Origin of the sequence: Ruegeria sp. HKCCA4008 (genome assembly GCF_013033125.1) — a bacterium.
Taxonomy (GTDB): domain Bacteria; phylum Pseudomonadota; class Alphaproteobacteria; order Rhodobacterales; family Rhodobacteraceae; genus Ruegeria.
Genome location: NZ_WQDM01000001.1, coordinates 678,266 through 703,805 on the forward strand (window position 1 = coordinate 678,266; position 25,540 = coordinate 703,805).

Sequence of the window (25,540 nt, forward strand, 5' to 3'; positions counted from 1 at the left end):
ACGGATCCCAGCTTCATCTGGCTGAAAGTATCACCGCCGGAGGCATCGCGCGGCAGCGCGATCCCGCCTATACTTGCATTGCAGCCTGCGCGCAGAAGCAAGACGCTGCAACCGCCCGATCAGCACGGGCCAGAGCCAGATCCAGGCGTTGTTTGACCTGTCGGATTTCAACATCTTCCCCGCGGGCTTTGAGACAATCGTACAGCCCCTTCAGGCTCCAGACGTTGTCGGGATGGATCGAAGCGCGGCTGAGCGAGCCGCCTAGCCCAAGATCTTCGCGATAGACGGCCTCTGCTTCTGCCGCATGACCTTGTTCGAACAGCAATGCGCCAAGCGCGTGGCGGGTGGGCTGCATCCAGCCCCAGGGCTCGTCATAGGGCAAGGTGTCGTCCAATTGGACCGAGCGGCGCAGATGGGCAAAGGCGATCTCGAAATTGCCCTTTCGGTACTCGATCTCACCGCGCAGCATCTCCCCCGCGATTTCCAGCAGGTCGATCACACGATTGTTGTGCAACCGGCGTGTTTCCGGAACGCATTCCCTGGCTGCCAGAAACAGGTTCTCTTCCGCTTCGGCATGGACAACGTCACCGGTTGCGGCATGTGCGATGGCGCGGGCGTAATGGGTCGTGGCCGTCAGGGTGCGGTAGAGATCCGGATCGGAGGGCAGCTCCAGCGCCTTGGCCTCTTCCCAGCGGCCAAAGCGGATCAGGATGTGCGGCCCCATGGACATGTAGCTTTCGAAGTAATCCGCCATGGGGGGGCTTTCGATGCGCAGCATCTCCTCTGGTGTTGTATCCCACAAACCCTGATTGGCGCGCAGGGCAGGTTCGATCTGACCCAGAAACAGCGCGCCGTAGATGGCGAAGTGATAATTGTGTTGGCGGTAGCCGGTGTAGATATTGAACGCGCCTTCGCGTTCGTAATATTTCAGATCCGCATCCGAGGCTTTTTCGTTCCAATGCACCACGTTGTGATAATGGCCGCACAGCACATCAATATGTGTCGGCATATGCACCAGGTGCCCCGCATCGGGCACCAATGTGCGCAGGACATCACCGGCTTTCAAAGCTTTTTCCGGCGTGGGCGACATCTCCATCAGGTGAACATAAAGATGCAGCAGGCCGGGATGTGACAGGGCGGCCGGATCGTTGGCCATGGCCCATTCCAACGCCTCTTGCGCTTCAAGCGTTGCAGCGCCTTCTGCCGGTTGGCCTGTTTGCAGGTCCCACATTTTCCAGGGTGTCAGGTTCAAAAGCGCCTCGACGTAGATCGTGCGCAGGTCCGCATGATCGCGGTGCGCGGCGAAGGCTGCGCGCATCGCTTCGGCAAAATCGTGATCCCACCGGTGCATGTCCTCTGCCGGATCTCGTTGCGGATAGCGCGCAGGGAGGGCTCGGATCAGAGCTTGCTCGACGGGCGTACAGCCGTCTGCCAATCGAAGGGCGTTTTGCATGGCATCATAAGCCAGCGCTAGCGCCTTGCGGCGACCCCGCTCGTCCTGCAAGTCCCATGGCAGGTTGTAATTCGGTCCCGCCGCGTAGGCGACGCCCCAATATGCCATGGCGCATTGGGGGTCATGTTCAGCTGCGCGCTGGAAACAAACCACGGCTTCTTCGTGATTGTACCCATAGGTCCAGTTCAGGCCGCGGTCGAACCACAGCTGAGCCTCGGGAACGGAGGTCGTTACCGGACAGGAATAGCTGCCCAGATCGTAGTATTCACGCATCAGAAGCCCTCCGCTTGGTTCAGGTCGAGGGTAGCGTGTTTCTGACGAGTCGCACAGATCAGGCTGGCAGACGCTCTTCAACGCGGCCCATATGCAGCATAAGCCCGAAGGCCAGAATGCACATGCTCAGGATGCCGAAGGTCAAAGGCGTGATCGAACCGTCGAACAACAGCCCGATCGGTGCGGCGATGGCAGCGGCCAGCACCGTCGATATCGATCCGATGACCGAGGCTGCCATTCCGGCAATATGCCCCATCGGCTCCATCGCGATGGCGTTCAGGTTGCCCAGCGTCACGCCGGCCATGAAAAACACCATGGTTTGCCAGAACACGAACAGCGCGAATGAGGCGTCCGGCGAAAGATGCGCGGCGTTCAGGGTCATGACACAGGTGGTAATCAGGATTTGCGCCCCCAGTGCCCATGTCACCATCCGGCGCATGCCCACACGCACCACCAGTGCCGCGTTCAGCAAACTGGCCGACCCGGACATCAGCGCCACGAACCCGAACCAGAACGGAAAGCTCTCGGCGCGGTGATGGATTACGTCATAAACGGGCTGAACCATTGTCAGCATGGTGAACAGCACCCCCATGCACAGGGTCTGAACCATGATCGAAAGGCGCACGGTCGGATGCGCAAACATTTCTTTCGTGGCCGAGAACATCAACGGAATGCGGAAGGGGCGACGGTTTTCACGGGCCAGAGATTCCGGCAACCGAACGCCCATCCAGGAAATGATGATCAACGCAAACAGAATGAAAGACACAAAGATCCCGCGCCATCCGAACAAAGCGATCACACCGGCGCCCAGCATCGGTGCCGCCGCGGGCACCAGCGTGAAAATCATCATCGCGATTGAGATGATCCGCGCCATTTCGCGGCCCGAATACAAGTCGCGAATGATCGCCATGGCCACCACGCGCGGACCTGCGGCGCCCAGGCCCTGAACCACGCGTGCAATCAAGACCAGTTCCAGTGAGGAACTGGCCCATGCGACAGCAGACGCCGCAATGTACAAAGCCGCGCCGCCGTAAATGACGGGCTTGCGTCCCAGCGCATCCGAAAGCGGGCCGGTGAAAAACGTGCCGATCCCCATGCCCAACACAAATGACGTCAGGATCAGTTGGGCACGGTTGACGTCATCGGGGCTGAGCTGCGCGCCGATCTCGGGCAGCGCAGGCAGCATTGAATCGATCGAAAAGGCGATGGTGGCGAACATCATTGCAATCAGTGCAATGAATTCCGCCTTCGACATGCGATTGGCCATGAAGACCTCCTAACCCGTTCGCGCTATCACGGCGGGTCGGCATAGGCCAGACTGGAAATTTGCACAGACCTCTGTGCTATTCTGCAGGATAAGCCTCAAGTTGAGACATGATTTCAGCGATCACTTTCTCCCACATTTCAGGAGGTTGGGCACCGGGAACTGCGTGTTGATTGGCGACAATGAAGGTTGGGACCGAGCTCACACCCATTTTGCGGGAATGAGCATCGCGGCTGCGGATATCCTCGCGGTCGGCGTCTGATTTCAGCAGCTTCATGACCACGGCGGCGTCCATTCCGGCGCTGTCCGCGATATCGGCCAAGACTTCGTGGTCGCCGATGTCGCGACCCTGCACGAAATAGGCGTCGAACAGCGCGTCGACGACGGCATTCTGCTTGCCTTCGATGCCAGCCCAATGGATCAGGCGATGCGCATCCAGCGTGTTGGGGGTACGTTTCATGGCCTCGAAGTTGATGTTCAGACCGGCCTTTTCGGCATGTTCCACCACCGGCGCATAGGCGCGAACCGCGCCGTCCTTGCCTCCGAACTTGCGCTCGAGATATTCGCGCCGATCCATTCCTGCATCCGGCATGTCAGGATTCAACTGGAACGGATGCCATTCAATGACAAAGGGGTGGTCGGGTACGTTGGCCAGCGCCTTGTCCAGTTGAGTCTTGCCAATATAGCACCACGGGCAGATCGGATCGGACAGGATGTCGAGCTTGACGGTCTGGGTCATTTTGTTGGTGCCTCGAAATAGGCCGGCAGCGCCCGGCGCAGGAGTTTGCCATTTCCGCCGGTCGGCAGGGCGGGCAGATGGATGAAGGCGCGTGGTTGTTTGTAACGCGCCAGGTTGGCTTCGACATAGGTGCGCAAGGCCGCATCGTCCAGCTTTTCCGGGCCCGTATAGAAGGCCGCTATCACAAATGTGTCCGGTTTGACCTCGACCGCGGCGGCGCCGACCTGCGTGATGCCCGGAAAGCGGGACAGGGCGGCTTCGACCTCGACCGGTGACACGCGATAGCCACCCGCGTTCATCATATCGTCGTCGCGGCCCAGATAGCTGATCTGGCCATCCACGGCCATGGCGCCCTGATCGCCGGTCAGAAACCACTCTCCCCGCATCCGCGTTTCAACCTCATCGGGTGCGTTGAGATAGGTCAGCATCAAACCGGGGTCTGCGCGGTGAATGGCGATGGTGCCTTCTTGCCCCTTCGGCACCGGGCCGTCCGGACCAAGGATCGCCACGCGACGCCCCGGTTGCGGTTGTCCCAATGCGTCGCCGCGCGCGGGGTGATCCGGGCTGGAGGAAATGAAGGTAGAGCATTCGGACATGCCATAGGCTTCGAACAACTCGGTGCCGGTGGCCTTTCGCCATTGTTCGTGCAGCGCGCGCGACAGTTTCTCACCCGCGCACAAGCCGTGGCGCAGGTCTGGCAGCCCAATCTGATCGCGCCCTTGCACCATCTTGCGATAGACCCCGGGGGCCGCTGCAAAGATCGTTGCGCCATGCTGGCGCAGCAGGGCAGGCAGGGCCGCGACTTCGGTGCCGGGCGCGGGGATCAGGGCAGTTGCGCCCATGGTCCATGGATCCATCAGGCCGGTGCCCAGCGTATAGGTCCAGTTGAAGGCTCCGGCATGGCACAGCCGGTCGGTCTCGCGCAGACCATACCAGCCATCGACCATCATCTGCCGCGCCCAGATTGCCCGGTGGGCATGGGCCACGGCACGAGGCTTGCCCGAGGTTCCAGAGGTATAGACGACATAGGCCATACGTTCCGGATCGCCCATGTCAAATTCTGCCGGGGGCAGGCTTCGCATCGCTTTCAGCGCGTCCAACCCGATCTGTTTGGAATGCGAGGCGCAGGCAACGCCCGGATCACGCAGAATCACCGCCGGAGAAAGCTCGTCGATCATCTTTGCGGTTTCGGGTTCCGTCAGTTGTGACGATGTCGGCACCGGCACGATACCCACGGCAATTGCGCCCAGATAGGCAATCGGGAAATCCACCGTGTTTCCCAACCGCATCAGGGCGATATCACCGGGTTTCAAACCGGCCCGCAGCAACCCCGTGCCTGTGCCCAGCACGGCAGTTTTCAGATCGCGATAGGTCCAGTCCTGCGCGCCGTTCGGGTGCAATATCGACAAAGCCACTTTGTCCGGCGAGTGATCGGCGCGGCCCAGAACATGGGCCGCCAGATTGAATGGCGTGGGGCAGGGTGTGGGCGACCCCTGATCGAAGATTGACAACATGGCCTCTGGCTATCGCGCCGCCTGCCGCGTTGCAAGCGTGGCTGGCCGGGCCTATAGAAGGGTCATGAGCACTCAAGACCCCAAATCTCTGATCCGAATTGCCCGCGACTCTGGCGACCATACCGAAGTCGAACCGCTGGACCTTGGCGCACGTGTGCGAGAGCTGCGCAAAGCGCGGGAATGGACATTGGAACAGGCCGCCAGTCAGGCCGGATTGGCACGCTCGACCCTCAGCAAGATTGAAAACGGGCAGATGTCGCCGACTTACGACGCGCTCAAGAAGCTTGCGACCGGGTTGGAGATCTCTGTTCCACAACTGTTTACGCCGCCCCAGCGCGATCAGGTGATCGGACGCATGGCGATCACCCGTGTGGGCGACGGCACGGCTCATGCCACGACAACCTATGAGCATGAGCTTCTGGCCGAAACCCTGACCAAGAAACAGATGCTGCCCTATCGTGCGCGGGTCCGCGCAAGATCAATGGATGAATTTGACGGCTGGGTGCGCCATGACGGCGAAGAATTCATGTATGTGCTGACCGGTGTCGTCAAGCTGTACACCGAGTTTTACGAGCCGGTTGAGATGCGCAGAGGGGACAGCGCGTATTACGACGGCAGCATGGGCCACAACGTGATTTCCGTCAGTGACGAAGACGCGACGATCCTTTGGGTTACATCACTTGCCTAAAGCGGTTCTGCTGAATTCCCGGTTCAGCCCTTCGGTGAACAGGAAATCTTCGACCTCTTCATGCGCCTCATTTATCGTAAGTTGGTGACGTTCGGCCAAATAGGCTTCAAACCCTTTTCGATCCTTCAACACGCGCATCATGTCCTTGTCACGCAGGTTAGGAAAACGCCGCTTTGCGCGTTCGCATGCCGCATTCCAGTCGTTTGTAAGATCGGTCCAGTTCATCATCAATGAGCTTCCCTTAGCAACGATTAGGACTGCTCTCCCCCGCTTCAGAGTACGGATAGGGTGCCGCAACGTAAGACATGACAAAATGTCGCAGCGCTGGACCGCGCTTTTTTCAGGGGGATTTGTGCCCGCTGCGAAGTTTCCGCAACGGACCTGCGGGCCTACATTTGGTGTGAGTGGTGGCGGGCCCGGTTGTTCTGTAATCCGCAGCGCCAGATTGTCCCGGAAGGCAGAGAGGCGGGGTCATCGCCAGCTTGTTATTAAGCCTAAATGCGCAGTATTTATGCATATTTTCCAGACAAGTAAAACTGTTTGTGGGTGTTTCTTTCCGGATCGCTTGCATGTGACGATGTTGGACGCTGATTACGATGCTTCCAATGCGGCCAAACGATATCTTGTGTGGGATGGCAATGTGCTGAAATTTGCCGATTGGTGGAAATTTCTTGAGCGCTGGGTGTATGAAACAACTGGAACTTCAAGCTTCCGTCTTTCGGAAACTTCAATTGGAAAAGACCAGCCGATTTCACATGTGCATAGGCTGGTCTTGGGTTTGCGCCTTTTACCGGGCGTCGTACCACCAGACTTCGGGCATGTACTGCGGACCGTCGCCATAGATGGGCAGAGTTTCCGGGCGCTTAAGCTCTTTGACATGCGCGATGCGCCCGATGTCAAAGCTCCAGATCGGGATGACATAGCGGCCTGCCGTCAGTACCCGGTCCAGCGCGCGGGTGGCCGCGGTAAAGTCCTCGCGGGTTTTTGAGGCCAGCATGGCATCGATCATGGCATCAACTGCGGGCGAAGATACACCCATCAGGTTGCGAGTGCCGGGGGCATCAGCAGTTTCGCTGCCCCAATAAAGACGCTGCTCATTGCCGGGAGACAGGGAAAGCGCCCGGCGGAACGTCGTGACGTCAAAGTCCAGTTCAGACGTGCGCCCGACATATTGGGCATTGTCGACCTGTTCCGTCGTGACCCGGATGCCAAGACGCTCCAGCGCGCGGGAATAGATCTCGACCACGGTTTCCATCTCGCTGTCACCCTGTTGCAGCAGGAAAGTCATCTGAAAGGCATCACCATGTGCATTGCGTAACACGCCATCCTGAACGGTCCATCCCGCCTCGGCCAATAGTCCGGCGGCCTTGCGGAGGTTTGCCCTGTTCCGGGCGGACCCGTCGCCTTTCGGCAGTTCATAGCCTTCCAGCGTGCCGGGCAACAGGATGTCAGCGAAAGGAAGCAACAGGTCTTTTACCTGCCCCTGGGCCGGGCCGGGCTGCATCGCAAGGTCGGAGCCTGAGAAATAAGACGTGATCCTTGGTTGCGCACCACCGGTTACCGTGTCGTTGATGAACTCGAAGTTGAACGCAAGCATCAGCGCTTCGCGCACGCGCCAGTCGTCGAACGGAGCCTTTCTTGTGTTCATCACGAACCCGGTCATTCCCGAAGGTTTTCCATGCGGAATTTCGGTCTTGATGACATCGCCGCGCTGCACGGCGGGAAAGTTGTATTGCGTGTCCCATTTGTCGGCGTTGAATTCACGCACGGCTGACAGCTCTCCGGCCTTGAAAGCTTCGAACAAGACGCTGCCGTCGCCGTAGAATTCGATCCGCAGCTCATCAAGGTTCATGGTGCCGCGGCGAAACGGGATGTCGTTCCCCCAATAATCCGGATTGCGTCGCAGATTCACAAAGCGCCCGGCTTCGTAGCTTTCGATCACATAAGGGCCGGTTCCAATCGGCACATCATGCAGTTGCGCATCCGCGAAATCCTTGCCTTCCCATTGCGCCTTTTGCAGGATCGGACGCATCCCGGCCAGCAGCGCAAGCTCTCGGTCGGGTTCATTGAACGTGATCCGCACCGAACGCGGGCCGGTTTGTTCGATACTGTCGAACTTGCCCCAAAGACCGCGATAGCGCAGATGCCCCTGCGTGCCCAACGTTTCGTAAGACCAGATCACATCATCGACCGTGACCGGACTGCCGTCGGAAAACCGCGCCTCCTCCCGCAGGGTGAATTCGACCCAGGACCGGTCCGGATCGGTCTCAACTGATTCGGCTAACAGCCCGTAAAGTGTGAAAGGTTCGTCCCAGGATCGCCCCATCAGGCTTTCATGGGTCCAGAAAGGCAATTGCCATGGCGAGGTGCCTTTTTGCAAAAACGGGTTCAGGCTGTTAAAGCCGCCCGTGTTTCCGAATACGGCTTTGCCGCCTTTGGGTGCATCCGGGTTGGCGTATGGGAGTGACACAAAATCCGGTGGTAGGGCCGGGTCCCCATACATAGCTATGCCATGAGACGATTCTGCATGGGCGACAGAGATCACGAAAATGGTGGCGATTCCCGCCACAAGTGATCGAAACGGACGGAGAAAATCCGGGCTCATTTTGGAAACAATCCTGCTCTGGCCTTATTTTGTTGGTATTCACCGTAGTGATGATTTTTCTTATTATCAAACTTTTAGCTTGGACCAAGGCGCAGAATTGCTTATAAAGGTTGCACTGCTCGATAGGTTTCTTGCCTGTATGAAACCTGCCTCAATAACTTAACGCCCGCTTCGTGCGGGCGTTTTTTTTGCCTGTGGAAGTCTCAGACCGGTATTTCAATCCCGCATGTTTCCCCGTTTTCTTTGCAGGTGCAGCATGGCATGGTGCGCCTGATCAACGCTTAAGGGAGAATGGACATGAGCCTGTCCGGCAAAACGGCAATCATCACGGGATCAAATTCGGGCATCGGCCTGGGCGTCGCACGCGAGCTGGCCAAGGCCGGTGCCAATGTGGTTCTGAATTCCTTTACCGATCGCGATGAAGATCACGCGCTTGCCGCGCAGATTGCGAAAGAGACCGAAACCAATGCGCGCTACATCAAGGCCGACATGTCCAAGGGCGAGGAATGCCGATCCTTGATCGAACAGGCGGGGTCTTGTGACATTCTGGTGAACAATGCCGGGATTCAGCATGTCTCACCGATCGACAAATTCCCGGTTGATAAATGGGATGCAATTATCGCAATCAACATGAACTCGGCCTTTCACACCACGGCGGCCGCGTTGCCGATGATGCGCAAGGCGGGTTGGGGACGTGTAGTTAACATCGCCTCGGCCCACGGTCTGACGGCATCCCCTTTCAAGGCGGCATATGTTGCGGCCAAGCACGGTGTGGTTGGAATGACCAAGACCGTAGCGCTGGAAACTGCGCAGGAGCCGATCACCTGCAACGCCATCTGCCCGGGATATGTGCTGACGCCGCTGGTCGAGTCCCAGATTCCCGACACGATGAAAGAATACAACATGAGCCGTGAAGACGTTGTGAAGAACGTTCTTTTAGAACGGCAACCGTCCAAGGAGTTTGCCACGGTCGAGCAACTGGGTGGAACGACTATCTTCCTGTGTTCGGACGCGGCAGCTCAGATCACCGGAACCACAATTTCCGTCGATGGTGGCTGGACCGCGCTTTGAGGTTTTGCGGGGGCGCTGCCCCCACACCCCCAGAGTATTTTGGAAAAGATGAAGGGTTTGCGGCATGAAGCGGATCAATCTGGCTTTGCAGGGGGGTGGGGCGCATGGCGCGTTCACCTGGGGTGTGCTCGACCGGCTGCTGGACGAGGACGACATCGAGGTCGCTGCAATTACCGGAACTTCCGCAGGGGCGCTGAACGGTGCGGCCTACAAATCTGGTATGGTTCATTCCGGGCGCGAAGGCGCGCGGGCACGCCTGGACGGGTTGTGGAAGCGCACGGGCGCTATTGGCGACATGCGCTTTGCCAACTGGTTTCGCGGCCTTGAACCGGCGGCCATTGCGCAGGCGATGGAATATTCGGTGCCGTTTTCGATTGGGGATGCCTGGTCGCGGATGGTGTCGCCCTATGCGTACGGGCCGTTCTACAGCAACCCTTTGAAGCCGGTGGTGGACAGATTCAATTTCGACGAGGTGTGCGCAGATGAAGGCCCGCGCCTGTTTGTGTGTGCCACTTGTGTACGCAGCGGCAAGATCCGCGTCTTTACCGGCGACGAGATCAGCACGGATGCCATCCTGGCCTCGGCCTGTTTGCCGACCCTGTTCAAGGCGGTTGAGATTTTCGACCCGAAGACAAACCGGACCGAAGCCTATTGGGACGGAGGGTATACCGGCAATCCGGCGCTCTATCCGCTGTTCAACGATGATTTGCCGGATGACGTGGTGATCGTGAACATCAATCCGCTGGAGCGTGACGAAGTTCCGATCACGCCGCAGCAAATCCAGAACCGGATCAACGAGATCAGTTTCAACTCATCCCTGTTTCGCGAGTTGCGGGCGATCAGCTTTGTTCAGCGGCTGCTGAAAGAGGGCAAGCTGACGGCCGGAGAGATGAGCCGCGTGCTGGTCCACATGATTGCAGATAACGAGTTGATGAACAGCCTGTCGGTTGCCACCAAAACCGTGCCCAATCCGGTCATTCTGCACAAGCTGAAACAGGCCGGACGCAACGCCGCAGATGGTTTTCTTGCCAACCATAAGGACGATTTGGGTCAGACCAGCACAATTGATCTGCCTGCGATGTTCAGCTGATCACTCGGGCGGCTGTGTCGGGTCTTTTCCATTCGGGTATACAAGCCCCGCCGAAATCACCAGTTTGGCGGCGTCTTCGATGCTCATGTCCAGCAGGATCACGTCTTCTGCGGGGAAGAACAGCAGAAACCCCGATGTCGGGTTGGGTGTCGTGGGTACGAAGACGCTCAGCAGCTCGCCACCGGTTTCGGCGCGTTGGCTGACCTCACCCTTGGCGCTGGTCGAGACAAAGCCGATGGCCCAGATCCCGCGACGCGGGTACTGGATCAGGCAGGCTTTCTCAAAGGAACGCTCGGTCTGGGCAAACACCGTTTCCGAAATTTGCTTGATCCCGGAATAGACCGAGCGCACGACGGGCATCCGGTCAACAACGCTTTCGGCGAAGTGGATCAGGGAACGGCCCAGAATGCCCTTGGCGATCCAGCCGACCAGAACGGTGAAGATCAGGAAGATCACCACACCCACACCGCGCAGGTTGATGCCCACGTATTGTTCGGGCTGGAACTGTTGGGGCACCAGCGGCAGGACCGCGCTGTCTATCCAGCCGACCACCGACCAGATCAGCCAGACCGTCAACCAGACAGGCGCAATGACCACGATGCCCGTCAGAAAGGACGCGCGCAGCCGTGAAAGCATGCCCGGGCGGCGGTGAGGCTCTTCGTCGAAGGGTGTATTCATTGCGGTTCCGAATGGTTTCCGGATTTAGGTAGTCAATCCACGGCCTTGGTACAATAGGTTAACGTCACCTCTGTTTGACGAGCGCTTGCGCGATCTTGGCCGCCAAACGCGCATTGTTTCGAACAAGGGCGATGTTGGCGACCAATGACCGGCCTTCGGTCTTTTCAAAGATACGTTGCAGCAGATAGGGGGTCACGGCTTTGCCGGTGATGCGATGGGCATCCGCATCTGACTGGGCTTCGGCGATGATGGGGGCCAGTTCCTCGACCGGGATTTGATCGGGGGCTGGAATCGGGTTCGCCACCAACTGCCCGCCGGGCAGACCCAGCGCGCGGCGGGTCGTGTGAGATTTGGCGATGGCATCGGCACTGTCCATGCGCAGGGGCGCATTGAAGGGCGACTTTGCCGACCAGAACGCAGGAAACTCGTTCTGGCCATGTGCGATCACAGGCACGCCCAGGGTTTCCAGAACCTCAAGCGTTTTGGCGAGGTCCAGGATGGCTTTCGCCCCGGCTGCGACGACGGTCACGGGCGTATGTCCAAGCTCGTGCAGATCGGCTGAGATGTCGAAGGTGGTCTCGGCCCCCTGATGCACGCCGCCGATACCGCCGGTGGCAAAAACCTCGATCCCGGCATAATGCGCGGCGATCATCGTAGCGGCAACGGTGGTGGCCCCGGTACCACCGGTCGAGATGCACGCCGCCATGTCCGCGCGCGAGATCTTGGCAACGCCTTGGGCCTGACCCAGCCATTGCAGCTGATCCTGCTCCAGCCCGACATGCAATTTGCCTTCGATCACGGCCATGGTTGCAGGAACCGCACCCGCATCGCGGATGTCCTGTTCGACCTGGGCCGCGACTTCGATGTTCTGCGGATAGGGCATCCCATGGGTGATGATGGTGCTTTCCAGCGCAACGATTGGCAGGCCCGCGTCTTTGGCGGCGCGGACCTCGGCAGAGTATTGGATGTCGATCACAGTGGGGTTTCTCCGGAAACGTAGGTTGCAGCGGCGTGCAGGGCGCGGGTCAAAGCCTCGTCACTGGATGCACCGCCGGATTCTGAGGCGATATGGGCCGCCATGAAGGTATCCCCGGCACCGGTCACGCGGGTGACCAGAACGGCAGGGGGTGTTTGCGTCAGAACTTCTGTCGCGCTGCCGATGGTTGCCGAATTGCCGCCGTCGGTGACCAGCACACGCAGCGCGCCGCGATCCAGAAGACCTTTGGCCGCGGATTCGGAATCGGTGAATTCACGCTGACACAGGATACCGGCCTCTTCGAGGTTCACGTACAGTGTGGCGCGGGCGTGTTTCAGGAACGGCAGCAGTCGTTCGGCCTTGCCCGGCGATGCCGGTGCCACGCGCAGATCCGCACGCGCAAAAGCAGGGCTTTGGGCAATCTCTTCCAGCAGGTCCAGTGTCAGATTGCCATCCAGTGCGATCGGGCCCTCGAATGGTGCGTTCTCATAGCCCAGCGGCCCGTGCATCAAAGGGTGCAGTATCTTTGCGCCTGCGGCCTCCAGCGAATGCGCGTCGGCAATCGCCGCGATCAACCCGTTCGCACCTTCGACAGCCATATAGCGGTCAGTCGGCAAATCCTGCGACCGATAGATGTGATCCGTCACCATGCCGAGGCGCGAACAGGCATGGACAAGTTCGTCGCCTTCGGGATCGCGGCCAATGGCTGTCAGCAGGGTGGGTGTCATGCCGAACCGAACCAGTGTCATGGCAATGTTCATCGCAACGCCGCCGGGCAGGCGGGTGATCCGGCCCGGCACGTCCGAGCCCTGTCGCATGGCGCTGGCCGATCGGCCGATCACGTCCCACAGGACCGAACCGATGCACAGGATATTGGTGTTCTGAGTCATAGGGGACGTCATGCCGCAGCGGTGTTGCCCGTGCAAGCCGGAACGTCATCGCAACAAGAGATTCCCGACCGGCCCGGGCCGATATCGCCTTTGGGCTTGCGATCCGTAGCCTTCGCGGGAACAATCAATAGCAATGATTGGTGATTATATTTTCCTGTTGGAGCGTTTCGTATGAATGGCCCTGTCTTCCGTGCCATCCTCCGAGCCCTCAATACCTGCGCCCTGAGTTTTATCGTTCTTCTGACCTTGCATCCCGGATCCGCAAAGGCGCAAACTGCCCCGTCGACGGTCATTGATTTCTGGGTCAAGGATGACACTCTGTTTCTCGAGGTGAAACTGAACGCCGAGGCCATGCTGGTCGGTGCCGATCCGACACAACCCGACGCTTATTCCGGCAATTCAAAGTACCGATCTCTGCGGCGCATGGTGTCGTCGGAACTGGAACCGCAGATCAGAAATTTCGTTCAGGTCTGGAAGCAGAACCTTGTGGTCGAAGCGCCTGAACGCCTGGACCTGTCTTATGAAGGTGTGCGCATTCCCGTTGTGGGGGATGTGGAAAAAGTGCGTGTTTCCAAATTGTTGTTGACCGCACATTTGTCGGATCAGGCATCGAACCTGCGCCTGACCTGGCCGTTGCAAGGCGGGTCGGTCGTGCTTCGCCAGCAAAAGGTTGTGGCCCCGTATACTGGCTTTCTGGCGGCCGGAGAAATCAGCCCGTTGATCCCGTTGCAGGGCGGGGCGTCGTTGACGACCGAGCAGACATTGCAGACGTTTTTGGCAAAGGGGATCAGCCGATTTGTTCAAAGCCCCCTCAAGCCAACCGTCGTTGTTCTGACACTCGTGATGCTGACGCTGAGCCTGCGGCCTGTGATGTCTCAGGTGGCGTTTTTGGCAGCAGGGGTTTTTGTCGGGCTCGGGTTGGACATGTACGGCGTGCTGGACCTGCCGGAAAGCTTACAGGATCAGGCCTTGGTGGCTTCGATCATCATTCTGGCGCTATGGAATCTGGTGGCCCGGCACTTGCAGGTCTGGCGCCTGCTGGCCGTGCTTGCCGCGGGCTGTGTTTACGGATTGGCACTGGCTTCGGATTTGACAAAGATCGGGGTGCCGCCCGATCATCTGGCCCCGGCTGTTTTGGGGTTTGGTGTCGGAAATCTACTGCCTGTCGTCTTTGTGGCTGTTGTGGCCTTTGCCTGCGCGCTTTTAGTTGCAGGCGGGTCACACAGAAAACGAGGCCGGATTTCGGTTCTGGCCTCGATGCTGATCGCCGGGATCGGCGTATATTGGATGGCTGAACCCTGGTTGCTGACTTAAGGCATTGCCGCCAGCAGCCTGTTCAGCGCACCCAGCGGGTCGTCATCGCCCCAGATCTCGTCCCCGATGCCGAAGAAATCGGTGCAGGGGGCCAGATCACCGATCAGTTCGGGCGTCAGGCCGCCTTCGGCCACGACCGGGACTTCGATCATCTCGGACCACCATTGGAACAGATCCTTTTCGGCGCGGGTTCCGTCGCCCAACGTGGCGGTGCCCACGGGGCCGAAGGCCACATAATCCGCGCCGTGTTCACCCGCCGTCATGCCGTCATGGCTGGACGCGCCGCAGAAACTTCCGACGATCGCGTCCGCGCCCAGTTCCTTGCGCGCGGCACGGACCGAACGTGCGCCGTCATCCAGGTGCACCCCGTCCAGCCCCAGACGTTGCGCCAGCAGCACGTGGTTCGAGATAACGATGGCCACGTCGCGGGCATGGGCCACCTCGCGGCAGGCATCAGCAGCACGGGCGATGCTGTCTTCGTCGTTGCCAGCCAGCGCCAGACGGATGCAGGCGATCTCGGCCCCGTCCAGAACCGATGCCAGTTTGGCGGGGAACGTGCTCAGCTCGATGGTCGGAGGCGTGATCAGGTAAATCTGCGGCTGCTCGGGGGTGTCCATGGGCGCGTCCTTCGGCTTTTGGTCTTTGGCGCGGTTTAGCGGATTGCGGCGGGGAAGCAAACTTTTATGGCCGAGACCACGCAAATTCCAGCCCCAGCGCCTTGCCCTGCATGAGCCTGCCGATTACAGCAGGCCAAGTTTTCATAAGGTGAACCATGCCCAGCGACAAATCCCAGCCTTCCTTCGTGCTTGTTCGCCCGCAGATGGGTGAGAATATCGGTGCCGCGGCCCGGGCGATGTGGAACTTTGGACTGGACCGGATGCGCATCGTGGCGCCTCGCGACGGCTGGCCAAATCCCAAGGCGGTCGCCATGTCCAGCGGTGCGGGCCGGTTGCTGGACGAAGCGCAGCTGTTTGACGATCTGGCCGGATCGCTGGCCGACAGCACCTTTGTCTTCGCCACCACTGCACGGCAGCGCGGCCTGACCAAACCCGTCTACAGCCCCGAGCGCGCCATGCAGATCGCCGCCGAAAAGGTCGCAGCGGGTGAAAAGGTTGCGGTTCTGTTCGGCCCCGAACGCGCAGGGTTGGAGAACGAAGACATCGCCAAGGCAAACGCAATCATCTCAGTGCCTGTGAACCCGGAATACGCGTCGCTGAACCTGGGCCAATGCGTCTTGCTGACTGCTTATGAGTGGATGCGCCAGACCGGCGACGTGGTGCATGAATCCACCGATCTGGGCAAGGGGGACTGGGCCACGGGGATCGAGGTCGAGAAACTGGTGGAACACTACGAGGACCGGCTGGAAGAGGCCGGGTTCTTCTATCCCCCCGAAAAGGCCGAGGGCATGAAGATCAACCTGCGCAACCTGTGGTCGCGGATGCGGATGACGCGGGCCGACGTGCAGATGCTGCACGGGATCATGCGGCAGATGGTCCGCTGGAAAGACAAAGGCTGAGGCTGGACCTATCTTCCACCAAGCCCTAGCTTGCGACGAAATCAGGACATGAGGACAGCATGAGCGGTAAGCGCAGCATCTTCGAAGAGGTCTCGGAAACCGAAAAACAACAGGCTGTTCAACCCGGTATGATCGACCGGGGGCGTGGCGGTGCGCGCAAGGCAATCCGTGCCTGGCTGATGATCCTGTTCGCTTTGGTCGTGGTGATGATCGCTGTCGGCGGTCTGACGCGGCTGACTGACAGCGGGCTGTCGATTACTGAATGGCGCCCAATCACCGGAGCCGTTCCACCGTTGAGCGAGGCAGACTGGCAGGCCGAGTTCGACAAGTACAAGCAGATTGACCAGTGGCGCATTCAGAACCAGTGGATGCAGCTGAGCGACTTCAAAACCATCTATTGGTGGGAATGGGGGCATCGCCAACTGGGCCGCGTGATAGGGCTGGTCTGGGCCATCGGTTTCCTGGGCTTCCTCGTGGCCCGCAAGATACCCACGGGTTGGACCGGCAAGCTGCTGATCCCCGGCCTTCTGGGCGGTGTGCAGGGTGCTGTCGGCTGGTGGATGGTCGCATCGGGTGTGACGCAGGGCGAGGGGATGACCGCCGTCGCCAGCTATCGACTGGCCACCCATCTGGGGCTGGCATTCGTAATTCTCGGGTTCCTCGCCTGGTATATTTTCGAGCTTGGCCGGGAAGAACGTGACCTGATGCAGGCGCGTCGCATGAAGGAAGCGAAACTGTTTTCGTTGTCCACGGGCCTGATGCATTTCGCCTTTTTGCAAATACTCATTGGCGCGCTTGTCGCCGGGATCGACGCTGGTCGGTCTTATACCGACTGGCCGCTGATCGGCGGGCAGCTGTTGCCGCCGGACGCCACCGCGTTGGAGCCGATGTGGCGCAATTTCTTCGAAAGCCCGGGGCTTGTGCAATTCATCCACCGCTGCGCAGGTTACCTGTTGTTCATCTTTGCCATTGTGGTCTGGCGCCGCGGCAGCGCCAGCGCGCATCCTCAGACGCGCTTCGCCTTCAACGCGGCTTTCGCGGCCCTGTCGGTGCAGGTAGTTGTCGGCATCGTGACCGTCGTCTACGGAGCACCGTGGCAGATCGCCATCTTCCACCAGTTCATGGCCGTCGTAGTCTGGACCCTGATCCTGCGCGCGCGGTTCCTGACTGCATATCCAATCGCAACATCTGTGCGCGGAGTAAAATAACATGACCGCTTTCGACGAACTGATGGCTTTTCAGCGCGAAACATCGGCATTGGGCCAGATCGCCGGACGATTGGGTTGGGATCAGGAAACCGTCATGCCGCGCGGGGCCGCGCCTCAACGCGCCGAGGAAATGGCGGCGATCGAGGCCGTCCTGCACGCGCGCCGATCGGATCCGCGCGTGGCAGAGTGGCTGGATCAGGCCGCGCCTCAGGATGAAGTCGGAAAGGCGCAGCTGCGGGAAATCCGGCGCGCCTATGATCGGGCGGTCAAGGTGCCCGCTGATCTGGCCACGGCGATTGCCCGGACCACGTCCGCCGCGCAGGGAACATGGGCACAGGCGCGCGAGGACGAAGATGTCTCGGCCTTCCTTCCTGTGCTGGAAGAGGTCGTATCGCTGAAGCGTCAGGAAGGCGAGGCGCTGGCACAGGGCGGAGACGTCTATGACGCCATGGTCGAGGATTATGAACCCTATACAACCGGCGCTCAGATCGCGGCCATTTTCGATGAGATGCGCCCACGTCTTGTGGCCTTGCGTGCGGCCGTTCTGGAACGCCCGGAACCTGCCGCGCTGACCGGAAGCTTTGACGAGCTGACCCAAATGCGGCTTACGCAAAAACTGGCGGTCGCCTTCGGCTATGACCTCAACAACGGCCGTGTCGACAAGGCGGTTCACCCGTTCAGCTCGGGTTCGGGCCTGGATGTGCGCATCACCACGCGAACCAGCGAAACGGACCCATTCAACTGCTTTTATTCCACCATTCACGAGGTCGGCCACGCCGCTTACGAACAGGGGATCGACCGCGACTACCTGCTGACGCCACTGGGGCGCGGCGTGTCCATGGGTGTGCATGAAAGCCAAAGCCGGATCTATGAAAACCAGCTTGGCCGTTCGCGTGCGTTTACGGGATGGTTGTTCGATCAGATGAAAGACGCATTCGGCGATTTCGGAATTGCCGATGCAGATGCTTTCTACGCTACCGTCAACCGGGTTCACAACGGTTATATCCGTACCGAAGCCGATGAAGTGCAATACAATCTGCACATCATGCTTCGGTTCGATCTAGAGCGCGCTTTGATGGCCGGGGACTTGCAGGTCAGCGAGCTGGAAGCGGCGTGGAATGACCGGTTCAAGGCCGACTTCGGTTATGCGGTCGACAAACCGTCGAACGGCTGTTTGCAGGATGTGCACTGGTCGGTTGGACTGTTCGGTTACTTCCCGACCTATTCGCTGGGCAATGTCTATGCAGGATGTCTGTATCAGGCACTGCGCGGCGCAGTTCCTGAACTGGATGAGCAACTGGCAGAAGGTGACACAACAGGCGCAACCGCTTGGCTGCGTGAACACGTTCAGCAACATGGCGGGCTTTATGCCCCACGCGAGATTATCCAGAGGGCGAGTGGAGTAGAGCCGGGGCCCGAACCTTTGCTGGACTATCTGGAACAGAAGTTCAGCGGATTGTACGGGCTGTGACGGTATGAAACGGTAGCCGATTGGCAAGGCTTCTGGCCATATAAGCTGCAACATTGGCTTTGGCTTGAATACTCGAACCAGCGTGTCGTGCAAAAAGTTTTCACATCTGTACCAAGCAGGGGAATTCGGACGCGCGGGTATTTCATGTATGGTTTCCGGGTGACAACCCAGTGTTTTGCGTCCGAAGGGCGAATGACTATGTCCAACCGTGATTTTTCTTCATGGATATCGCGGAACGCGCAACGGGTGCTTCAGAGTGTGTTTCCTGTCACACCGGTACTTGAACGCCGGTAGGCCAGCGTCGTTCCGACCACGCTGGAAATTGAGCACCAGAATGGCCGGGGCACAGGCTGGGTTTGGAGTGACTCTCACGATAGGCGCGATGTTTCTGAATTCATTGCCAAATACGCTTGAGGAGGTGTTGGCACGATTCCCCATTGATCTGGCACAGATCGTAACCACCGGCCATTCCCGCGGCGAACCGGAAAAGTGCGCATCAACAGATTTCGACATGTATTGCCGCCATGGCTACGACAACAGCGGTACTCCCTTCGCCACGCCCGGTTCTGATTGGTTTGATCCAGGTTCTATGGGCGCCGTGGAAGCCACACTAAGGCGCGGGACCTCTGCGGGTTTTCAATGGGACCAAGTTTTTTAGCATGGTGCTATGATCGGCGCATTCCGGGGGACTATGAGACCGGTTTGAACATTTCGGTTGTTGGCTACTAAATCAGGCATGGCGTTCCAAATGGCTGGAGCGATGTGATGCGCGACTGGTTTGAAGCGGTGAATGCTTTGGACCAGAGTGCTGCGAGCACAAATCCGATCACGTGAAGATCGAGTGGAGACTGCGATATATGAAAGTCAGATTGTTTTTTGATTTCACACTGAACGCTGATTTTGGGTGGCGCGTCCTTTCATTCTGCCCAAACACTTGCCGAACAAACATGCACAGATTGACCTAAACCACTGGCACCAGTTCAATCCGGGTCGCGACGGCTGCAAAGAACAAAACGCTGCCGACCAACACAAATACGTGCCAGATCGTATTGTGGAACGGCAGCCAATCCAGCAGGTAGAAGGCGACACCGATCGTATACACGAGCCCACCGGAAATCATCAGTGTGACGATTGTGGGGGACAGATCTGCCAACATGGATTGCCCGGCCCAGACGGCTGCCCAACCCATCAAAAGGTAAAGCGCAAGCCCGAACCAACGGAACCGGTTTGGGTCTAACATCTTGAGAACTGACCCAAGCGTTGCCGAGGACCACAACCCGAGCAACAGCCCAGGAGGCTGAGCACCGGACAACAGTAGAAATGGGGTATAGGTCCCTGCGATCTTGACGTAGATGCCGGAATGATCGAGGCGTTGCAGAAACCCGCGCCATTCCTCGCTTTCAATCATGTTGTACAACGCAGAAAACGTCAGCATGAGTATCAACGTCACCCCGTAAACCGACGCGCCCAGTACCGCAGATTGATCATACCGGTAATTGATGGTCATCGTGATCAGCAGGGGAACCGCAATCAACGCGCTCGAGACACCGAGCACATGGACCACCCCGTCGCTGATACGTTCTGTGCGGCTGTAAGCTGGTCGGATATGTGCAAAAGACCACATATAAAAAAGCTAGGCGTCAGAATGGCTTCGGGCAAGCGGATCATCCCGAGAGCTATCGATATCGTGATCCAGAATGACAAAACGCCCGCAGAGCGAGCGTTTTGTTTCATATCCGTAATTTAGCGTGAGAATTATTCTTCGGTTTCCTCATCACCCTGATCGGCGATCCGGGCGACGCTGACGACCTCTTCGCCCTTACCGGTGTTGAACACTTTGACCCCGCCGGCCGAGCGCGAGCGGAACGAGATGCCGTCGACCGGAACCCGGATCGACTGTCCCTTGGAGGTGGCCAGCATGATCTGATCGTCGATTTCGACCGGGAACGAGGCCACCAGCGGGCCGCCCCGCATCGCCTTGTCCATCGCCATCACGCCCATGCCACCACGGCCGCGCACCGGATAGTCATGCGACGAGCTGAGCTTGCCGGACCCCTTGGCCGTGATGGTCAGGATCAGGTTCTCGGCCGCCGACATCTCGGCATAGCGTTCCTGCGGCAGGATGCTGTCGGCATTGCCGCCATCCTCGTCGGCTTCGGTATCGTCGGTCACGCCGGCCATCAGGCGGCGCATTTTCAGATAGGCGGCGCGCTCGTCCGGGGTGGCCTCGAAATGACGGATCACCGACATCGAGACCACGCGGTCGCCCGCGTTCAGCCGGATGCCCCGCACGCCGGTCGATTTGCGCCCCTTGAACACCCGCACGTCGGTTGTGGAGAAACGGATCGCCCGGCCGGAATTGGTGACCAGCATCACATCGTCCTCGTCCGAGCAGATACGCGCGTTGACCAGTTCCACGCCCTCGGGCAGGTCCATCGCGATCTTGCCGTTGCGCTTGACGTTGGTGAAGTCGCTCAGCGCGTTGCGGCGCACGTCGCCGGCGCTGGTGGCGAAGACGATCTGAAGGTTTTCCCATTCTTCATCCGGCACATCGACCGGCATGATCGCCGCAATGGAAACGCCGGTGGGAATCGGTAGGATGTTGACGATCGCCTTGCCCTTGCCGGTGCGCCCCGACTGGGGCAGGCGCCAGGTCTTGAGTTTGTAGACCATCCCGTCGGTGGTGAAGAACAGAAGCTGGGTGTGCGTATTGGCCACGAAGAGGGTGGTGACCACGTCCTCTTCCTTGGTCTGCATGCCCGACAGCCCCTTGCCACCCCGCTTTTGCGCGCGGAAATCGGCAAGCGGCGTGCGCTTGATATAGCCGCCCGAGGTCACGGTCACGACCATGTCTTCGCGCTCGATCAGGTCCTCGTCTTCCATGTCACCCGACCAGTCGACGATCTCGGTGCGGCGCGGTACCGCGAATTGTTCGCGGACGCTGCGCAGTTCATCAGCGATGATGCCCATTATGCGTTCGCGCGAGGACAGGATATCCAGGTATTCCTTGATCTTTGCGGCCAGGTCTTCCAGTTCGTCCGTGACCTCTTTGACGCCCAGTTGCGTCAGGCGTTGCAGGCGCAGGTCAAGGATGGCGCGGGCCTGAACCTCGGTCAGGTTATAGGTCCCGTCGTCGTTCATCTTGGACAGCGGATCGTCGATCAGGCGCAGATAATCCGCGATGTCCGCGGCCGGCCAGCGCCGGGTCATCAGCTTTTCGCGTGCCTCGGCCGCGTCGGCCGAAGACCGGATCGTGGCCACGACCTCGTCAACGTTCGAGACCGCCACGGCCAGACCGCAGAGGATATGGCTGCGTTCCCGCGCCTTGCGCAGGTCAAAGGCGGTGCGGCGGGCAACGACATCTTCGCGGAAATCGATGAAGCTGGTCAGGAAACGGCGCAGGGTCAGCTGCTCGGGGCGGCCGCCGTTCAGCGCCAGCATGTTGCAGCCGAACGAGGTCTGCATCGGCGTGAAGCGGTACAGCTGGTTCAGCACCACCTCGGGCGTTGCGTCGCGTTTCAGCTCGACCACCACCCGCACGCCGTTGCGGTCGGATTCGTCCTGAACATGGCTGACACCTTCGATGCGCTTTTCGCGCACCGCTTCGGCGATCTTTTCGATCATCGAGGCCTTGTTCACCTGATAGGGGATTTCATCTACGATGATGGCATAGCGATCCTTGCGCAGCTCCTCAACGCGGGTCTTGGCGCGGATGATGACGCTGCCGCGGCCTTCCAGATAGGCCTTGCGCGCGCCGGAACGGCCCAGCATCACGCCGCCGGTGGGGAAATCAGGGCCGGGGACGTATTCGATCAGTTGCTCGGACGTCAGGTCCGGGTCGTCGATCAGGGCCAGCGTCGCATCGACCACTTCACCCAGGTTGTGCGGCGGGATGTTGGTGGCCATGCCCACCGCGATACCGCCGGCGCCGTTGACCAGCATGTTGGGGAACCGCGCGGGCAGGACGGTGGGTTCCTTGTCCTTGCCGTCGTAGTTGTCCTGGAAGTCGACCGTCTCTTTTTCGATATCCGCCAGCAGGGCGGCGGCGGGCTTGTCCATCCGGACCTCGGTGTAACGCATGGCCGCCGGGTTGTCGCCGTCCATCGAGCCGAAGTTGCCCTGACCGTCCAGCAGCGGCAGCGACATCGAGAAATCCTGCGCCATCCGCACCAGCGCGTCATAGATCGCGCTGTCGCCGTGCGGGTGATACTTACCCATCACGTCACCCACCGGACGGGCCGATTTGCGATAGGGTTTGTCATGGGTATTTCCGGTCTCGTGCATCGCATAGAGGATGCGCCGATGCACCGGTTTCAAGCCGTCGCGCAGATCGGGGATCGCGCGGCTGACGATGACCGACATCGCATAGTCCAGATAGGACGTGCGCATCTCGGATTCGATCGAGACCGTCGGGCCGTCATAGACAGGGCGCTCGGGCGGGGTTTCATCCATGTTTTCGGGGATTTCTGGCGTATCGCTCACGTAAACTGCCCGTATTTTGTGCTGGGTCTATATCTTGTGGATGCACCTTATCAGACCCCGCACATAAGGTGCAAGCAAGCAGCGCTGTCCGAGGTTCGAATCCTCGGTAACACCCAAGTAACATATTGTTATCTAAGTATTAGGGGGTTTTCGTGCTAGCCTGAGAATACTGTGCAACAAACCGGAGGTCTGCATGAAGACAAGTGAAACCGAATTGATGCTCAAGGGCTATGGCCTGACAACGGCCGAGTTTTTCTATCACATGCCCGATTACGTCCACGTCCTGAATACCTTCATCTGGCAGGAATATGACCTTGCGCCGGATCATCCGAAACTCTTCGAATTCATCGAGTTTTGGCAACGAGAAATAGAAGGGCCGCTGCATTCCGTGAAATTCACGCACCGCAAGATGATCGCACCGGGCGAGTGGCGCAACATGGTTGGCGAGTTTCGCGTGAACTGAGTGATTTGCCAGGTCCGCCTGTGCGTCGGAATTCCTGTTCTCATTAGAGGCAAGTCGCGTATGGTGACTGCCAATCTGATGGCGTCACAGGAAAAAACAATGATCAGAGCCGTTCTCTTTGTTGCAGCGCTTTGCATGACCAGCCCCGTTTTTGCCGAGGGTGTTCTGGACAAGATCAAAAAGGGCGCCGAGAGCGTCGGGAAGACGATCGACAAAGGTGCCGAAGCGGTTGACGATACGATCACGTCCACTTCGGAGCTGCTGTCCAACGAGGCAACACCGGAAGAGACGCGCGCAAAGCTCGACGCGATGGCAGGCGAGATTCTGGATCAGCTTTTGGCGGAAAACCCCGATGCGCGGCCACTTTATGACGTCAGTGCCGGGTATGCGGTGTTCGACTCTCGTAAGGTTACAGTATTCCCTGTGTCGGCGGGCTATGGCCGGGGCGTCGCCGTGTCGAAAGACACCGGGCAACACACATACATGAACATGGGAACGGGCGGCGTTGGCGGCGCCATCGGCATCGGTGGGTTCGAGACCAAATTCGTGATCCTGTTCGAAACTCCTGCTGATCTGGATAAGTTCATAAACCAGGGCTATGACGCGACCGCAGAAACCGGGGCCATGTATGGCGAGGACAAAGCGGGCGAAACCCTGCGTTTTACTGACGGTCGCTCGTTCTTTGTTCTCAACAAAAAGGGCTGGCGCGTATCAGCCGGCGCGTCCGGCACCAAGTTCTGGAAATCGCCCGAGCTGAACTGATCAGCCAGAACAGCTGGCCCCGCCCAAAACGCAGAATTTGGCGCAATGAGGGTGGTTCAGATGCACGTCCGCCTCGGCCTCGGCCAGGGTATGGCCCATCTCGAACTCGGGCTCATAGGGCAGCAGGGTGCAGGCCAGGACAGCAGGTTTTTCAGCCCCCTTGCGTTTGACCACCATACGGGCGCTGGCGCACATGACGTCGTTTGGGGATTTGTTCAGAATTTCCCAGCACGCGGTGGTGATTTCTGGAACCTCGACAGTTTCGTCCATTTCGGGAAACAGAACGGTCTGAGCCGGGTTCTGCGGGTCAATATCAAATCCGTGCCTGGCAAAGAACCTGGCATAGCCAGCACGGCTTTCCGCGTCTGACTCCCCCCAGACCGTACGCCCGGCGATGGCCATGTTGAAACCGTGGTCGCGCAACCATTCCATCCCGGCCAGGGTTTTGTCGAAACTGCCGTCGCCGCGTTCTTCATCGTGCAGGGCCGGGCGGAAGTGATCGACCGAAATGCGCAGAGTCAACATGTGGTTGAATTCCTTTTGCAACCCCAGCAACCCTTCGCGCATTTTGCGGCGCATCATCGGCGCCATTGCGTTGGTCAGGATCAGAACCTTGTACCCTCGTTCCAGCGCGGCGCGCGTCATGTCGATCATTTGCGGGTTCATGAACGGCTCACCGCCCGTGAAACCGATCTCGTGCACGGGCCAGTTGCGGGCTTCGATCTGATCCAGGTAGTTCCGGACCTCGTCAGCGGTGATGTAAACCAAAGCGTCATTGGTCGGGCTGCTGGCGATATAGCAGTTCACGCATTCGATATTGCACAAAGTGCCCGTATTGAACCAAAGGGTCTCGGGCCGGGTCAGGGAAACCTTTGCGCGGGTCTGGCCGTCAGCTGTCACCGATTTGTTTTGAAACTTGCCGATATTGGCGAGCTGAGGGGCGTTGTCTTTCATTCCCGCATCCGGTTCTTAAAGGTCATCAATCCGATCTAGCCCTTTGTCGCGGATTTGGTAAGGGTGACGCAGCGGTTCTGACAGAGTTTTGAACAGAGTGATTTATTGCCGAATGGTTGCGCTAACATT

At 59.1% G+C, this 25,540-nt stretch carries 23 protein-coding genes; 10 read left to right on the forward strand and 13 right to left on the reverse strand.

The window, feature by feature from the left end:
• Window positions 1–67 precede the first annotated feature (67 nt).
• The 4 genes from GOW60_RS03405 to GOW60_RS03420 form a co-directional block, all read right to left on the reverse strand.
• The gene (locus GOW60_RS03405; protein ID WP_171228227.1) at window positions 68–1,726 is read right to left on the reverse strand and encodes a tetratricopeptide repeat protein; all 1,659 of its coding nucleotides are present in this window, start codon (window positions 1,724–1,726) and stop codon (window positions 68–70) included.
• Window positions 1,727–1,784: 58 nt separating this feature from the next.
• The gene (locus tag GOW60_RS03410) at window positions 1,785–2,993 is read right to left on the reverse strand and encodes a multidrug effflux MFS transporter (RefSeq protein WP_171228228.1); all 1,209 of its coding nucleotides are present in this window, start codon (window positions 2,991–2,993) and stop codon (window positions 1,785–1,787) included.
• Between the two features lie 76 nt (window positions 2,994–3,069).
• On the reverse strand, window positions 3,070–3,729 hold the full coding sequence (locus GOW60_RS03415; protein ID WP_171228229.1) for a DsbA family oxidoreductase: 660 nt from the start codon (window positions 3,727–3,729) through the stop codon (window positions 3,070–3,072).
• Complete coding sequence (locus GOW60_RS03420) at window positions 3,726–5,243, reverse strand: class I adenylate-forming enzyme family protein (protein ID WP_171228230.1); 1,518 nt, start codon at window positions 5,241–5,243, stop codon at window positions 3,726–3,728. The genes GOW60_RS03415 and GOW60_RS03420 overlap by 4 nt, the downstream gene beginning before the upstream one ends.
• A gap of 64 nt (window positions 5,244–5,307) precedes the next feature.
• Between GOW60_RS03420 and GOW60_RS03425 the strand changes: the two genes are divergently transcribed.
• Window positions 5,308–5,931 carry a helix-turn-helix domain-containing protein gene (locus GOW60_RS03425; RefSeq protein WP_171167898.1) on the forward strand — a complete coding sequence of 208 codons (624 nt, stop codon included), beginning with the start codon at window positions 5,308–5,310 and terminating at the stop codon, window positions 5,929–5,931.
• Here the strand turns inward: GOW60_RS03425 and GOW60_RS03430 are convergent.
• Both GOW60_RS03430 and GOW60_RS03435 read right to left on the reverse strand, forming a co-directional pair.
• The gene (locus GOW60_RS03430) at window positions 5,920–6,159 is read right to left on the reverse strand and encodes a hypothetical protein (protein WP_171167900.1); all 240 of its coding nucleotides are present in this window, start codon (window positions 6,157–6,159) and stop codon (window positions 5,920–5,922) included. The two genes, GOW60_RS03425 and GOW60_RS03430, sit on opposite strands and share 12 nt — an antisense overlap.
• A 559-nt stretch (window positions 6,160–6,718) precedes the next feature.
• Entirely contained in the window at window positions 6,719–8,536 is a 1,818-nt protein-coding gene (locus tag GOW60_RS03435) for an extracellular solute-binding protein (protein ID WP_171228231.1), read from the reverse strand.
• Between the two features lie 297 nt (window positions 8,537–8,833).
• On the opposite strand from GOW60_RS03435, the gene GOW60_RS03440 reads away from it, so the two are divergent.
• Both GOW60_RS03440 and GOW60_RS03445 read left to right on the forward strand, forming a co-directional pair.
• Complete coding sequence (locus tag GOW60_RS03440; RefSeq protein ID WP_171228232.1) at window positions 8,834–9,607, forward strand: 3-hydroxybutyrate dehydrogenase; 774 nt, start codon at window positions 8,834–8,836, stop codon at window positions 9,605–9,607.
• A 64-nt stretch (window positions 9,608–9,671) separates the two neighbouring features.
• Window positions 9,672–10,697 carry a patatin-like phospholipase family protein gene (locus tag GOW60_RS03445; RefSeq protein WP_171228233.1) on the forward strand — a complete coding sequence of 342 codons (1,026 nt, stop codon included), beginning with the start codon at window positions 9,672–9,674 and terminating at the stop codon, window positions 10,695–10,697.
• Here the strand turns inward: GOW60_RS03445 and GOW60_RS03450 are convergent, their stop codons facing one another.
• From GOW60_RS03450 to GOW60_RS03460, 3 genes are all read right to left on the reverse strand, one after another.
• The gene (locus GOW60_RS03450) at window positions 10,698–11,375 is read right to left on the reverse strand and encodes a DUF502 domain-containing protein (protein ID WP_152458130.1); all 678 of its coding nucleotides are present in this window, start codon (window positions 11,373–11,375) and stop codon (window positions 10,698–10,700) included. It lies immediately after the preceding gene.
• 64 nt (window positions 11,376–11,439) lie between these two features.
• On the reverse strand, window positions 11,440–12,351 hold the full coding sequence (locus tag GOW60_RS03455; RefSeq protein WP_171228234.1) for a pseudouridine-5'-phosphate glycosidase: 912 nt from the start codon (window positions 12,349–12,351) through the stop codon (window positions 11,440–11,442).
• Window positions 12,348–13,241 carry a PfkB family carbohydrate kinase gene (locus GOW60_RS03460; RefSeq protein ID WP_171228235.1) on the reverse strand — a complete coding sequence of 298 codons (894 nt, stop codon included), beginning with the start codon at window positions 13,239–13,241 and terminating at the stop codon, window positions 12,348–12,350. The genes GOW60_RS03455 and GOW60_RS03460 overlap by 4 nt, the downstream gene beginning before the upstream one ends.
• Before the next feature lie 171 nt (window positions 13,242–13,412).
• On the opposite strand from GOW60_RS03460, the gene GOW60_RS03465 reads away from it, so the two are divergent.
• Window positions 13,413–14,555 carry a HupE/UreJ family protein gene (locus GOW60_RS03465; RefSeq protein ID WP_171228236.1) on the forward strand — a complete coding sequence of 381 codons (1,143 nt, stop codon included), beginning with the start codon at window positions 13,413–13,415 and terminating at the stop codon, window positions 14,553–14,555.
• Here the strand turns inward: GOW60_RS03465 and GOW60_RS03470 are convergent.
• Entirely contained in the window at window positions 14,552–15,172 is a 621-nt protein-coding gene (locus GOW60_RS03470) for a thiamine phosphate synthase (RefSeq protein ID WP_171228237.1), read from the reverse strand. The genes GOW60_RS03465 and GOW60_RS03470 overlap by 4 nt on opposite strands.
• Window positions 15,173–15,327: 155 nt before the next feature.
• Between GOW60_RS03470 and GOW60_RS03475 the strand changes: the two genes are divergently transcribed.
• From GOW60_RS03475 to GOW60_RS03490, 4 genes are all read left to right on the forward strand, one after another.
• Window positions 15,328–16,071, forward strand: coding sequence for an RNA methyltransferase (locus GOW60_RS03475; protein WP_170344120.1), 744 nt, complete (start codon window positions 15,328–15,330; stop codon window positions 16,069–16,071).
• Window positions 16,072–16,130: 59 nt separating this feature from the next.
• Entirely contained in the window at window positions 16,131–17,279 is a 1,149-nt protein-coding gene (gene ctaA, locus GOW60_RS03480; protein ID WP_171228238.1) for a heme A synthase, read from the forward strand.
• Window position 17,280: 1 nt separating this feature from the next.
• Window positions 17,281–18,750 (forward strand): carboxypeptidase M32, encoded by a 1,470-nt coding sequence (locus GOW60_RS03485; RefSeq protein ID WP_152458123.1) that lies wholly within the window; start codon window positions 17,281–17,283, stop codon window positions 18,748–18,750.
• 382 nt (window positions 18,751–19,132) lie between these two features.
• Window positions 19,133–19,408, forward strand: coding sequence for a hypothetical protein (locus GOW60_RS03490; protein WP_171228239.1), 276 nt, complete (start codon window positions 19,133–19,135; stop codon window positions 19,406–19,408).
• 303 nt (window positions 19,409–19,711) lie between these two features.
• On the opposite strand, the gene GOW60_RS03495 is transcribed toward GOW60_RS03490, so the two are convergent.
• Window positions 19,712–20,374 (reverse strand): hemolysin III family protein, encoded by a 663-nt coding sequence (locus GOW60_RS03495; protein ID WP_152458121.1) that lies wholly within the window; start codon window positions 20,372–20,374, stop codon window positions 19,712–19,714.
• 131 nt (window positions 20,375–20,505) lie between these two features.
• On the reverse strand, window positions 20,506–23,232 hold the full coding sequence (gyrA, locus tag GOW60_RS03500; RefSeq protein WP_171228240.1) for a DNA gyrase subunit A: 2,727 nt from the start codon (window positions 23,230–23,232) through the stop codon (window positions 20,506–20,508).
• A gap of 193 nt (window positions 23,233–23,425) precedes the next feature.
• Here gyrA and GOW60_RS03505 point away from each other — a divergent pair, with 193 nt between their 5' ends.
• Both GOW60_RS03505 and GOW60_RS03510 read left to right on the forward strand, forming a co-directional pair.
• Entirely contained in the window at window positions 23,426–23,695 is a 270-nt protein-coding gene (locus GOW60_RS03505) for an usg protein (protein WP_152458119.1), read from the forward strand.
• A 99-nt stretch (window positions 23,696–23,794) separates the two neighbouring features.
• Window positions 23,795–24,457 carry a hypothetical protein gene (locus GOW60_RS03510; RefSeq protein WP_217355446.1) on the forward strand — a complete coding sequence of 221 codons (663 nt, stop codon included), beginning with the start codon at window positions 23,795–23,797 and terminating at the stop codon, window positions 24,455–24,457.
• On the opposite strand, the gene GOW60_RS03515 is transcribed toward GOW60_RS03510, so the two are convergent.
• Complete coding sequence (locus GOW60_RS03515; RefSeq protein WP_171228241.1) at window positions 24,458–25,411, reverse strand: radical SAM protein; 954 nt, start codon at window positions 25,409–25,411, stop codon at window positions 24,458–24,460.
• Between the last annotated feature and the right edge of the window lie 129 nt (window positions 25,412–25,540).